Genomic DNA, 12,746 nt, shown 5'->3' on the forward strand with positions numbered 1-12,746 from the left:
CACAACCGCTTATCGTTGTGCCCTTTCTATTTAGATTTTGTGGCGGCCGGTATTAGGCTGCGCCGAGATAATTCCGTGCAGCAAAGCGGACATTGTCTATCTCATCTAACAACTCAAGCCACTCAGGTTGCAAGTCTTGTACGTCAGTTTGTTGGCGCAATTGTTGTTCAATCGTCATGCACAATTGCCGCAGTCGCGGCACACCGCTACATGCGCAACTGCCATGAAACTTGTGAATCAGATTCAGAATATCATCGTCATGGCTACCGGCTAGAATCGCTTGCACGCGCTGTGCCACTTGTGGCGTAAACTCTAACAACATAGTTAAAAGGTCTTTAGCCAGCGCTTCTTTATTTGCTGCTTGCCTCACCGCAAGTGGCCAGTCTATTGACTCTTTACATTCAGATTGCGGAACTGACTGAATATGAGCCTCACTCTCGCCCAGTTGTAAGGAGTGGGGTTGTTGTAAGGTGTGGGATTGCTGTAAAACATGAGATTGTTGTAAAGCGTGAGGCTGTTCATCATGGGGCTGTGGAACACCATCGGGTAGATAGCGCGAAAGTGCTTGTATCAGCCGAGCTTCATCAATAGGTTTCGCAAGATAATCCGCCATACCCAATTTTAGTAATTGTTCCTGCTGCCCTCTAACGGCGTGAGCCGTGACTGCGATGATCGGAGTGTCCTGATGATGTGACATCTGATGGATCACTTCACTGGCGCGGATACCGTCAATTTCCGGCATTTGAATATCCATTAAAATGATATCTAGCGTATTTTCACGGGCATAAGCTATGGCTTTTGCTCCGCTGTCACATAACACCGTTTCTTCCACCTGTTCTTCCAGCAAAGTCCCCATTAATTTCAAGTTAGCTGGGTTGTCATCAACCGCCATTACTTTGAAAGGCAGCTTGGGCTGCTTGTGTGCTTGCTCTACCACCGGTAATTCACTATGCGCCTTTTCATAAGACAGTAGAGGAATTAACCGGTTAGAGGATATAGGCTTAACCAGGCATGCTTTAGCGCCGATCTGTTTAAGTTGCTCCGCTTCTACCTGTGATTGACTCGGCAATGCCAAAATAACTTGTTCGGAAATTTTCATTGCTGCGATCAGCTTGTCTTGATGAACAGCCATATTATTGCGGTACGGGATAGGCACCCCGACGAGCAGGAAATCATAATGTTGTATCGGCAACTGGGCCAACGTCAGGCTATGAGTCACCTGTAAAGGAGTGATGCTGAGAATATCTAATGTTGCTCTTGCCGCCGCGGCATTACGTTCAATATAGGCCAGCGTTTTCCCTTCCAGATGCGACATATCTGGGCGGCGGGAGGGAATGGCTTCATTGAGATCCAATGTCAGGTGGAACCTGAAAGTCGAACCCCGATCAACCTGGCTGTGGAAGCTGATATCACCACCCATTTCCTTCACCAATCTTTCGGTGATAACTAGCCCAAGGCCGGTACCCCCGTGCCGACGTGAAATACTGGCATCGGCCTGACGGAATGCCTGGAACAGTTGGGCTTGCTGAGATTCGGAAATACCAATGCCGGTATCGTGAATTTCTACCACCAACGTCACCTGCTGGCTGGCTATTGCTCGTACTGCCACCAGAATATCGATATTGCCCTGTTCGGTGAATTTAATCGCATTACCCAGCAAGTTTGTGACTATTTGCTGCAAACGCATGGCATCGCCAATCACTTGTTCCGGCACATCTTTATTAACATGCAGGGTCAGTTCCAGGCCTTTTTCATGAGCGGTGTGTGCCAGCAGAATAATGACCTCATCCAGCGCGCCGCGTAGTGAGAACGGGATATGCTCGAGAATCAGTTTTTCAGCTTCTAACTTGGAGAAATCCAGCACGTCATTAATGATGCATAACAGGTTGTTTGCTGATCGCTGGATAGTTTGCAGATAGTCAGTTTGCGTTGGGGTCAGTGACGTTTTCAGTGTCTGGCGGGTAAAGCCAATCACCCCATTGAGTGGCGTACGTAACTCATGGGACATATTAGCCAGAAATTCAGATTTAATTCGCGCGGCTTCTTGCGCACGTTTTTTCGCCAGCCCCAATTCCACGTTCTGGATTTCCATCTGCTCCAGTGTTTCACGCAAGTCTGACGTGGCTTGATCGATATTCTGTTGCATCTCTTCGTGATAGGCCGCCAGTGACATTGCCATCGAGTTGATGCCGTTTTTCAAAATATTCAACTCGCCAAGCATATGCCCTTCCACCCGGCTGTCTAATTGCCCGCGGCGAATGCGGTCAACAGCGTTCACCATGTTACGGATGGGGCCAGTGACATCACGCATCAGCCGATAAGCAAATAAGATAGCCACACACATACAGAACAGCAGCAGTAGAGTCGAAATAAAGATTTCTTTATATTGCTGCAAGCGTACGGATTGTAAATCCAAGTCCATGGCGATATAGCCCAATGGCCGATTGGTTATATCTGAATCAGAAGACCGATCACTGGATAGGTTGGATTCTGAAACAATAGGCATGCGCAGAATTAAAGAGTCGCCACGATAGGAAAGCATCAGTGAACTGGGAATAGCGTCGTCTTTCGGCAATCTTAATTGTGAGGAATTGTAATTATAGTTAGATGTGACAAAAAGATTATTATCTGCGTCAAAAACAGATATTGACCGAACAATATTCGAATGGCGGCGGTGAAGAAGATTAATTAACTGACGGACAGTATCGCGGTTGCGAAAGGTCATTCCGTATTCACTGGCAACCGCCAGCGGTTCTATAATATTTGTACCTGCGTTAACTAATTGTTTTTGCAGTTCATTGTAACGATTGACCATAAAGGTCGTACTGAGTAACAGCCCAAGAAGCAGCGTGGGGGCCAGGATTAAAATCATCATGCGCGCGCGAAGACTGTATTTGGTCATGGTATTCCAATGTGGGAGAATTAGCAGCTTACGAAACCGATGCTTGATCAATCAATATGGCGCAATTCTACTCTCCAAACCGACGTGTGACGACCAAACAAACGCTAACTGTGACCGTAAACTCGCTTGACCCTTTTGGGCAAGGGGTAGCGCACCACCAAGGCAAAGCTATCTTTATTCTTGGAGCTCTACCAGGAGAGCAAGCTGAAATAGAGCTTACCGAGCAAAAGCGCCAATATAGTCGCGGTAAGCTTAAACGTTTGTTGAACCGATGCAACGAAAGGGTCGTTCCTGCTTGCCCTCACTTCGGAATTTGTGGAGGCTGTCAGCAGCAACACGCCAATAGTCAGCTACAGCAAATGAGCAAAGCAGATTCACTCCAGCGTTTGATTATACGAGAGGCTGGCGCTTGCCCTGAATTAGACCCGGTTATTTGCGGGCCGGAATACGGCTATCGGCGGCGGGCGAGGTTAGGGCTGCTCTATCATCCCAAGCAGCATCGATTGCAAATGGGGTTTCGCCAAACCGAGTCTCATGATTTAGTTTGCATCAAGCACTGCCCGGTTTTACGACCTGAGTTGGAGTGCTTGTTATTACCACTTTATCAATGTTTATCGGGCTTACAGGCTGTTCGCCGCCTTGGGCATGTGGAGCTGGTATTAGCCGCTAATGGTCCGTTGATGGTTTTACGCCACCTTGATACCCTTAAAGAGGTAGACCGTGCGGCGTTAATTGACTTTGCCAAACGAGAGCAGGTCGCCGTCTATCTGGCTGGTGATAGTGATAATGTGGAAAAACTCATTGGTGAGGAACCCTATTACCAGATTGAGGGTCTACGCTTAGCGTTTCATCCGCGCGATTTTATTCAAGTCAATGATATGGTCAACCAGCAAATGGTGGCTCAGGCTATAGCATGGCTGGATGTGCAGCCTGATGAGCGGGTGCTGGATCTATTCTGCGGTATGGGCAATTTCACCTTGCCGCTGGCAAAGTTGGCTCGCGAAGTGGTTGGCGTGGAAGGAGTTGCGGCGTTGGTGGCGAATGGGCAGTATAATGCTCTGAATAACGCGTTGCCCAATGTATCTTTTTTCCATGAAAATCTGGAATCTGACATAAGTTGTCAGCCGTGGGCAACACAAGGGTTCGATAAAGTATTGTTAGATCCCGCCCGCGCAGGTGCTGCCGGGGTCATGTCACATATAGTTAAACTGGCGCCAAAGCGGGTGGTGTATGTTTCGTGTAATCCCACTACGCTGGCACGAGATAGTCAGGTGTTGTTAGCCGCCGGTTACCGTCTTGCTCAGGTGCGAATGTTGGATATGTTTCCCCACACCGGGCATCTTGAATCTATGGCGCTGTTTATGCAGGAGCCAGGGGTCGCAAAGTAGGGAGAAGTTATGGTTGCGGTACGAAGTGCACATTTGAATCCAGCGGGCGAGTTTGCTCTCGACGATTGGATCGCCAGTTTGGGGCTTCCTAATCCGCAGTCAGGTGAGCGCCTGGCCGAAACCTGGCGGTATTGTGAGCAGCAGACGCAAAACCATCCCGATGCCTCATTGTTGCTGTGGCGCGGCCTTGAAATGGTTGAAATTCTTTCCACCCTTAGCATGGATAATGACAGTATGCGCGCGGCGCTACTGTTTCCGCTGGTGGATGCCAACGTGGTGGATGAAGCTACGCTGACCGAACAATTCGGTAAAGGTATTACTTATCTGGTGCATGGTGTGCGCGATATGGATGCCATCCGTCAGTTGAAAGCGACCCATAATGACTCCATGAGCTCTGAGCAAGTGGATAACGTGCGCCGTATGTTATTGGCGATGGTGGAAGATTTCCGCTGTGTGGTCATCAAACTGGCAGAGCGTATTGCTCATTTGCGCGAAGTGAAGGATGCACCGGAAGACGAACGCGTGCTGGCGGCCAAAGAGTGTTCCAATATCTATGCACCACTGGCTAACCGTTTGGGTATCGGCCAGATCAAGTGGGAGTTGGAAGACTTCTGCTTCCGCTATTTGCATCCAGATGAATATAAGCAAATCGCCAAATTACTCCACGAGCGTCGTATCGATCGTGAGCAATTCATTGATGATTTTGTAGCCACATTGCACAAAGCTATGGCAGATGAAGGGATCAAAGCCGACATTTATGGCCGCCCCAAGCATATCTACAGTATCTGGCGCAAAATGCAGAAGAAGTCGCTGGCCTTCGATGAACTGTTTGATGTGCGAGCCGTACGGGTGGTAGTGGAGCGCTTACAGGATTGCTATGCCGCACTCGGTATTGTCCATACCCATTTCCGCCATTTGCCTGATGAATTTGATGATTACGTTGCTAACCCTAAACCCAATGGTTATCAGTCGATCCACACGGTAGTGCTTGGGCCACGCGGCAAAACACTCGAAATTCAAATCCGTACTCGTCAGATGCATGAAGATGCTGAACTGGGGGTTGCTGCGCACTGGAAGTATAAAGAAGGTGCGGTGGCTGCCGGTCGCTCCGGTTACGAAGGGCGCATTGCCTGGTTGCGTAAATTGATCGCGTGGCAGGAAGAGATGGCGGATTCCGGTGAAATGCTGGATGAAGTGCGTAGTCAGGTATTTGACGATCGGGTATATGTGTTTACGCCGAAAGGTGATGTCATTGATTTGCCAGCAGGTTCGACACCGCTGGACTTCGCTTACCATATTCATAGCGATGTGGGCCACCGTTGTATTGGGGCTAAAATCAGTGGCCGAATTGTGCCGTTTACTTACCAGTTACAGATGGGTGATCAGATTGAGATTATCACCCAGAAACAGCCTAACCCGAGTCGTGACTGGCTGAATCCGAACCTCGGCTATGTGACCACCAGCCGTGGTCGTTCCAAGATTCATAACTGGTTTAGAAAACAAGATAGAGACAAGAATATTCTTGCTGGCCGGCAGATGTTGGATGACGAGCTGGAGCATCTGGATATCAGCCTGAAAGAGGCAGAGAAGCTGCTGGTACCACGCTATAACATGAATTCTATGGATGAAGTGTTGGCGGCTATTGGCGGTGGTGATATCCGGCTGAATCAGATGGTCAACTTCCTGCAAGGGAAACTGAATAAGCCAACGGCGGAAGAGGCGGATTTAGAGGCGTTACGCCATCTGAATAATAAACATCAGGCACCGCCACGTAATGCCAGCAAAGACAGTGGGCGTATTGTCGTCGAAGGTGTTGGCAACCTGATGCACCATATTGCGCGCTGCTGCCAGCCTATTCCGGGTGATGAAATTATTGGCTTTATCACTCAAGGGCGGGGGATATCCATTCACCGCGCTGATTGCGAGCAGCTAGCTGAATTGCAATCCCATGCACCTGAGCGGATTGTTGATGCGGTCTGGGGCGAAAGCTATTCCAGTGGCTATTCGCTGGTGGTGCGGGTTACCGCCAATGATCGTAGCGGCTTACTGCGCGATATCACCACCATTCTGGCGAACGAAAAGGTCAATGTACTGGGGGTTGCCAGCCGTAGTGATACCAAAAAGATGATGGCGACCATCGATATGGATATCGAGATCTACAATCTACAGGTGCTGGGCCGGGTGTTGGCCAAGCTGAATCAGTTGCCGGATGTTATTGACGCCCGTCGGCTACACGGCAATTAGTTATCTCTAAACGGCTACTGCGCTTTGGCATATTGATATTGGGCAGTGCTTGCCCTCCTCATGTACCGATTTTTATAAGATCAGGTGTACATTCCGGGGGCTGTGCGCTGGCCGCAATCAATCTGCCTGCGCTCGCTACGCCTCAAATTTTTTTAAAAAAAGTGAATAAATTCAGATGACCCAATCAGTGACTTCCCCTGGTACCACCGCTTTAGCACTACAACGTCTACTGGATATTATGCGTACTTTGCGTGATCCGGAGCATGGTTGCCCGTGGGATCGTAAACAGACCTTCGACACTATTGCGCCTTATACATTAGAAGAAACCTATGAGGTGCTTGACGCGATTCAGCGTAAGGATTTCGACGATCTTCGTGATGAATTGGGGGATTTGCTGTTTCAGGTGGTGTTTTATGCACAGATGGGGCAGGAGCAAGGGCTATTTGCGTTCGATGATGTTTGTCATGCCATCAGCGATAAGTTGGTACGCCGGCATCCACATGTGTTCCCTGATGCGCCGCAAAACGTTTCAGACGCTATAATTAGCAGTGACACTGCATTGGCAGGGTGGGAGTCGCGTAAAGCCGAGGAAAGGGCGGAGAAGGCCTTATATTCGGCATTAGATGATATCCCTGACGCGCTGCCCGCGCTGATGAAAGCGCATAAAATCCAGAAACGTTGCGCATCAGTCGGTTTTGATTGGGACACTCTGGGACCGGTGCTGGATAAAGTCTACGAAGAAATCGATGAAGTGATGTTTGAAGCTCGCCAGGTAGTGGTGGATGAAGAGAAGTTGGGTGAGGAAATTGGCGATTTACTGTTTGCCACCGTCAACTTATCTCGCCATTTAGGCCATAAAGCTGAAAATGCCTTACAGGCGGCAAATCGTAAGTTTGAACGTCGTTTTCGTCAGGTAGAACAAATAGTTACGGCGTCAGGTAAGACTATGGAGAGCGCGACACTGGATGAAATGGAATCTGCCTGGCAGCAAGTTAAAAAGCAAGAAACTGAAATGTAAGGTGTTTTAATTCATTTGATGGATGGTTGTTGAATTTTAATTACGTTAATATATTGAATTATAACGGATAGCAAGACGATGTTCCGCACAGAAAAAACGGCGAAAACGGCCACTGGTGCGGAGATAGTTTGTAGCGAAACCAAGGTTCGGGTATACTACTTTCCCGTCTTGGTTCTTCCATCGTCTTTAAACCTAAACTCTCAGGTTCAGCATGACAACTAATTATATTTTTGTGACCGGCGGGGTCGTATCCTCTCTGGGTAAAGGCATTGCCGCAGCCTCTCTGGCGGCTATACTTGAAGCCCGTGGCCTCAACGTTACCATCATGAAACTGGACCCGTATATCAACGTGGATCCGGGCACCATGAGCCCGACACAGCACGGGGAAGTTTTTGTCACCGAAGATGGTGCTGAAACCGATCTGGATTTAGGGCATTACGAGCGCTTCATTCGCACTAAAATGACCCGCCGTAACAACTTCACTACTGGCCGTATCTATTCTGAAGTTCTGCGCAAAGAGCGTCGCGGCGACTATCTGGGTGCGACTATCCAGGTTATTCCTCATATCACCAATGCAATCAAAGAACGTATCATCGAAGGCGGCGAAGGCCACGATGTGGTATTGGTTGAAATTGGTGGCACCGTAGGTGATATCGAATCCCTGCCATTCTTGGAAGCTATTCGTCAGATGGCGGTTGATGTTGGCCGCGAGCATACTCTTTACATGCACCTGACATTGGTTCCTTATCTGGCAGCGGCTGGTGAAGTGAAAACTAAGCCAACGCAACATTCGGTAAAAGAGCTGCTTTCTATCGGTATTCAGCCAGATGTGCTGATTTGCCGTTCTGATCGCGCAGTTCCTGCTAATGAACGAGCTAAAATTGCCTTGTTCTGCAATGTGCCAGAAAAAGCAGTTATCTCCCTAAAAGATGTTGATTCTATTTATAAAATCCCAGGGCTATTGAAATCACAGGGCCTTGACGATTATATTTGTAAACGATTCAGCTTAACTTGTCCTGAAGCAAATCTCGCAGAATGGGAACAGGTATTATACGAAGAGTCGAATCCAGGTGGCGAAGTGACCATTGGGATGATCGGCAAATACGTAGAATTGCCGGATGCCTATAAATCTGTGATTGAAGCCTTGAAGCACGGTGGGCTGAAAAATCGCCTGACGGTGAATATCAAGCTGATTGATTCACAGGATGTTGAGACGCGCGGCGAAGAAATGCTGAAAGGATTAGATGCTATCCTCATTCCAGGCGGCTTCGGCTACCGTGGTGTGGAAGGCAAAGTTCTGGCGGCACGTTATGCCCGTGAACACAATATTCCTTATCTGGGCATTTGCTTGGGTATGCAGGTTGCACTGATGGAGTTTGCCCGCAATGTAGCGGGAATGGAAAACGCGAACTCCACAGAATTTGTGCCAGACTGTAAGTATCCGGTGGTTGCATTAATCACCGAATGGCGTGATGAAGACGGCAACGTTGAAGTACGCACGGAAGAGAGCGATTTGGGCGGTACCATGCGTGTGGGTGGGCAGCAATGTCACCTGACTGAAGGTAGCCTGGTTCGTCAGATGTATGGCGAGCCGACCATCGTTGAGCGCCATCGTCATCGCTATGAAGTAAACAACATGTTGTTGAAGCAGATTGAAGCCGCCGGGTTACGTGTAGCAGGGCGTTCTGCGGATAACAAACTGGTGGAGATTATCGAGTTGCCAAATCATCCGTGGTTTGTAGCTTGTCAGTTCCATCCAGAATTTACTTCGACGCCACGTGATGGTCACCCGTTGTTTGCCGGCTTTGTGAAAGCGGCTGGTGAGTATCAGAAGCGCCAGGTGAAATAAAATATTTGGTAGAAGGGGCGGCAGCGATGTCGCCCCCTCTGTCTGGAGTTTTAGTTTAACTTGTACTGAGGAAAATCTAATGTCCAAAATCGTTAAAGTCATCGGTCGCGAAATCATCGACTCCCGTGGTAACCCAACTGTAGAAGCCGAAGTTCATCTGGAAGGCGGTTTTGTTGGTTTGGCTGCGGCACCATCAGGTGCTTCTACTGGTTCCCGTGAAGCACTGGAACTGCGTGACGGTGACAAATCCCGTTTCCTGGGCAAAGGCGTTCTGAAAGCCGTTGCAGCAGTAAATGGCCCAATTGCTCAGGCAGTTATCGGTAAAGATGCCAAAGATCAGGCTAATATCGATAAAATCATGATCGATCTGGACGGTACTGAGAACAAATCCCAGTTTGGTGCTAACGCCATCCTGGCTGTTTCTCTGGCAGCAGCGAAAGCAGCAGCAGCATCTAAAGGCATGCCTTTGTATGAGCACATTGCTGAACTGAATGGCACCCCAGGCAAATTCTCTATGCCACTGCCTATGATGAACATCATCAACGGCGGCGAGCATGCTGATAACAACGTTGATATTCAAGAGTTTATGATTCAGCCAGTCGGCGCTAAAACTCTGAAAGAAGCGGTTCGCATCGGTTCTGAAGTGTTCCATACTTTGGCTAAAGTTCTGAAAGCTAAAGGTATGAGCACTGCAGTAGGCGACGAAGGTGGCTACGCGCCAAACCTGGGTTCTAACGCCGAAGCACTGGCTGTTATCGCTGAAGCGGTAAAACAGGCTGGTTACGAGTTGGGCAAAGACGTGACTCTGGCGATGGACTGTGCTGCATCTGAATTCTATAAAGATGGCAAATATGTTCTGGCTGGCGAAGGCAACAAAGCTTTCACTTCTGAAGAGTTCACTCACTTCCTGGAAGACCTGACCAAACAGTACCCAATCGTTTCTATCGAAGACGGTCTGGACGAATCTGACTGGGCTGGCTTCAAATACCAGACCGAAGTTCTGGGTGACAAAATCCAGTTGGTTGGTGACGACCTGTTTGTAACCAACACCAAGATCCTGAAAGAAGGTATCGAGAAAGGTGTTGCTAACTCTATCCTGATTAAATTCAACCAGATCGGTTCTCTGACCGAAACTCTGGCTGCTATCAAGATGGCGAAAGATGCAGGTTACACCGCGGTTATCTCTCACCGTTCAGGCGAAACCGAAGATGCTACCATTGCCGACCTGGCAGTAGGTACTGCAGCAGGCCAGATCAAAACCGGTTCTATGAGCCGCTCTGACCGTGTTGCTAAATACAACCAGCTTATTCGGATTGAGGAAGCGCTGGGCGACCGCGCACCATTCAACGGTCTGAAAGAAGTCAAAGGTCAGTAATTACTGCGCCTTATCTTCTGTAAAAGTTGATTGAAAAACCCGCTTCGGCGGGTTTTTTTACATCAGAAGTTCAGAAAAGTAGCATCATATTAATTATAACTAGTTTAAATTTATATAATCTCGCCATGTTATATAAATATTTCTTGTGTGTTAATTTTAATGGTGTGATGGTTATCACGAAATATTGTTTGCTGTCTAATTTTTTATTACTACAATTAATAATTCATAGGTTTTATAAATTAAAACTCCTTATCTATTCTGATATATCTAATTGCTTTTTATAATTTATTCTGGCGCCATAAATATGGAAGGCTTTTATCTTCATCTAATGAGGTGAAAACTACATGCTCAATAGAATTGTGATTCTAGGTGGCGGTACTGGTGGAACTATTCTCGCTAATTTATTAGCCTCAAAATTACATCGAGATATTCTTGAAAGAAAAGTGGAGTTAATTCTTATTTCTGATTCACCAGTTCACTATTATAAACCTGCTTTTATGTATATTGCTTTTAACTTATTTTATAGGCAAGAGTTGGAACGTGCACAGCAGAGTTTATTACGGCCAGAAGTCACTTTCATTGTTGATAAAGCAGAGGGTTTCGATTTCTCTAAAAGAGAAATATCATGCCGCAGCGGGAAAAAATATAACTATGATTTTTTAGTGTTTGCGACAGGGTGCGTCCCTCGGCCTGATAGAATTGAAGGTCTTGCGGAGGCTGGCGATCATTTTTATCAATATGCGGCTTCTCGTCAATTGGCCGATAAATTAGCTAAAATAGAGAAAGGTCGCATTTTTATCACCGTATCTTTCCCACAAACTCCCAACGTGCCCCATCAGTGTGGTATTGCCCCAATTGAAACTACCCTGATGCTGGATGACTATCTTCGCCGACGTGGGGTGCGTAATGCCATTGAGATAGTCTATACCTATCCTACGGTTTCTCAGCTTTTGCGTAATTGTCTTTTCTTACAGCGGCCTACAGGTGAGGTTTTACCCAATATTTTCGCAGCTAAAGATATAAAGCACCAACGCGGTTTTACGCTACAAAAAGTCGATCCCGATAAAAAGATTGCCTATTCTGCTGAGGGAGATGCGCAACCTTTTGATATCTTAATGAGCACTCCTCCTATTACAGCTGTTGATGCTGTGCGCAATACCGGTTTGAGTGAGTGGGATAACGGAGAAGGCTGGTTGCCGACAGACCATCAAACTCTGCAAGTCTATGGGCAGCCAGGGGTCTATGTCATTGGTGATACCGTTGATTTACCTATCAGCAAAGCAGGGGGTTCTTGCCATAATCAAGCACCTGTTATTGCAGACAATATCGTCTCTGAACTGCGTATCGGCTATCCAACCAGTTATTACGATGGAAAAGTACAAGCACTGGCCCAAATGGGGCTGAATGCGGGTATGCCATTGTGGTACGACTACCGCAATGATGTTATGCCAACACCACCGACTAAGGTGGGAGGAATGTTACGTAATGGTTTTAACCGCGGCTTATATTGGGCCACTGTTCGTGGCTTGATTTAATAAGGGTAAATAATGAGCGAACAACAATCTGATGAAAATCACGTTGAGAAAACAATAACTCCTGAAGTTGATTTCACTGAATTACTCAATAAATTACAGCCATTATTAGCCGGAGGACGATTAAATAATGCGGTAGATATGTTGTCATTATTATCTGATGTGTTTGATATTGCAGATAATGCTTTGGTTGAGAAACTTGCTGGTGTATTTGAAGGGGTTGTTGCTGTTGGTTGGGAAAGTGGTAATGCATTAAGAATAGCTAATACTGAACTAAGACTTAATCAAGAGAGCGTTAATTACCGTTCTTTATACTCATTATTCCGTGATCGCGATACGTTAGTTGGAATTACCTTGTTATTACGGACGTTACAGATAATCGGCCAAAGAATTAATGCCACAAAAATATCACCATCTTGAGTTTATAAAACTATTCCA

At 47.3% G+C, this 12,746-nt stretch carries 8 protein-coding genes; 7 read left to right on the top strand and 1 reads right to left on the bottom strand.

Annotation, left to right across the window (positions count from 1 at the left end; genetic code table 11):
- Positions 1-52: 52 nt before the first annotated feature.
- Positions 53-2,902, bottom strand: coding sequence for a two-component sensor histidine kinase BarA (barA, locus tag QSV56_RS05045; protein WP_046695425.1), 2,850 nt, complete (start codon positions 2,900-2,902; stop codon positions 53-55).
- A gap of 56 nt (positions 2,903-2,958) precedes the next feature.
- Here barA and rlmD point away from each other — a divergent pair, with 56 nt between their 5' ends.
- From rlmD to QSV56_RS05080, 7 genes are all read left to right on the top strand, one after another.
- The gene (gene rlmD, locus QSV56_RS05050) at positions 2,959-4,290 is read left to right on the top strand and encodes a 23S rRNA (uracil(1939)-C(5))-methyltransferase RlmD (protein ID WP_046695424.1); all 1,332 of its coding nucleotides are present in this window, start codon (positions 2,959-2,961) and stop codon (positions 4,288-4,290) included.
- Positions 4,291-4,299: 9 nt separating this feature from the next.
- Positions 4,300-6,534: a GTP diphosphokinase gene (gene relA / locus QSV56_RS05055; RefSeq protein ID WP_019080462.1), complete on the top strand. Its 2,235-nt coding sequence runs from the start codon at positions 4,300-4,302 to the stop codon at positions 6,532-6,534.
- A gap of 175 nt (positions 6,535-6,709) precedes the next feature.
- Complete coding sequence (gene mazG, locus QSV56_RS05060) at positions 6,710-7,552, top strand: nucleoside triphosphate pyrophosphohydrolase (RefSeq protein ID WP_019080461.1); 843 nt, start codon at positions 6,710-6,712, stop codon at positions 7,550-7,552.
- A 211-nt stretch (positions 7,553-7,763) separates the two neighbouring features.
- A complete protein-coding gene (gene pyrG / locus QSV56_RS05065; protein ID WP_005167247.1) occupies positions 7,764-9,401 on the top strand; it encodes a glutamine hydrolyzing CTP synthase in 1,638 nt (545 codons plus the stop codon).
- Between the two features lie 79 nt (positions 9,402-9,480).
- On the top strand, positions 9,481-10,776 hold the full coding sequence (gene eno, locus QSV56_RS05070; RefSeq protein ID WP_005164105.1) for a phosphopyruvate hydratase: 1,296 nt from the start codon (positions 9,481-9,483) through the stop codon (positions 10,774-10,776).
- A gap of 344 nt (positions 10,777-11,120) precedes the next feature.
- On the top strand, positions 11,121-12,311 hold the full coding sequence (locus QSV56_RS05075; RefSeq protein ID WP_046695422.1) for an FAD/NAD(P)-binding oxidoreductase: 1,191 nt from the start codon (positions 11,121-11,123) through the stop codon (positions 12,309-12,311).
- A gap of 12 nt (positions 12,312-12,323) precedes the next feature.
- Positions 12,324-12,728: a hypothetical protein gene (locus QSV56_RS05080; RefSeq protein WP_301211095.1), complete on the top strand. Its 405-nt coding sequence runs from the start codon at positions 12,324-12,326 to the stop codon at positions 12,726-12,728.
- Positions 12,729-12,746: the final 18 nt, after the last annotated feature.

It is taken from the genome of Yersinia sp. 22-579 (assembly GCF_030433455.1).
Classification (GTDB): Bacteria; Pseudomonadota; Gammaproteobacteria; order Enterobacterales; family Enterobacteriaceae; genus Yersinia; species Yersinia enterocolitica.

Coding starts and splice junctions, on each gene's coding strand:
- QSV56_RS05080 (WP_301211095.1), top strand. CDS start 12,324: ATGAGCGAACAACAATCTGATGAAAATCACGTTGAGAAAACAATAACT.
- eno (WP_005164105.1), top strand. CDS start 9,481: ATGTCCAAAATCGTTAAAGTCATCGGTCGCGAAATCATCGACTCCCGT.
- rlmD (WP_046695424.1), top strand. CDS start 2,959: ATGGCGCAATTCTACTCTCCAAACCGACGTGTGACGACCAAACAAACG.
- barA (WP_046695425.1), bottom strand. CDS start 2,902: ATGACCAAATACAGTCTTCGCGCGCGCATGATGATTTTAATCCTGGCC.
- pyrG (WP_005167247.1), top strand. CDS start 7,764: ATGACAACTAATTATATTTTTGTGACCGGCGGGGTCGTATCCTCTCTG.
- mazG (WP_019080461.1), top strand. CDS start 6,710: ATGACCCAATCAGTGACTTCCCCTGGTACCACCGCTTTAGCACTACAA.
- QSV56_RS05075 (WP_046695422.1), top strand. CDS start 11,121: ATGCTCAATAGAATTGTGATTCTAGGTGGCGGTACTGGTGGAACTATT.
- relA (WP_019080462.1), top strand. CDS start 4,300: ATGGTTGCGGTACGAAGTGCACATTTGAATCCAGCGGGCGAGTTTGCT.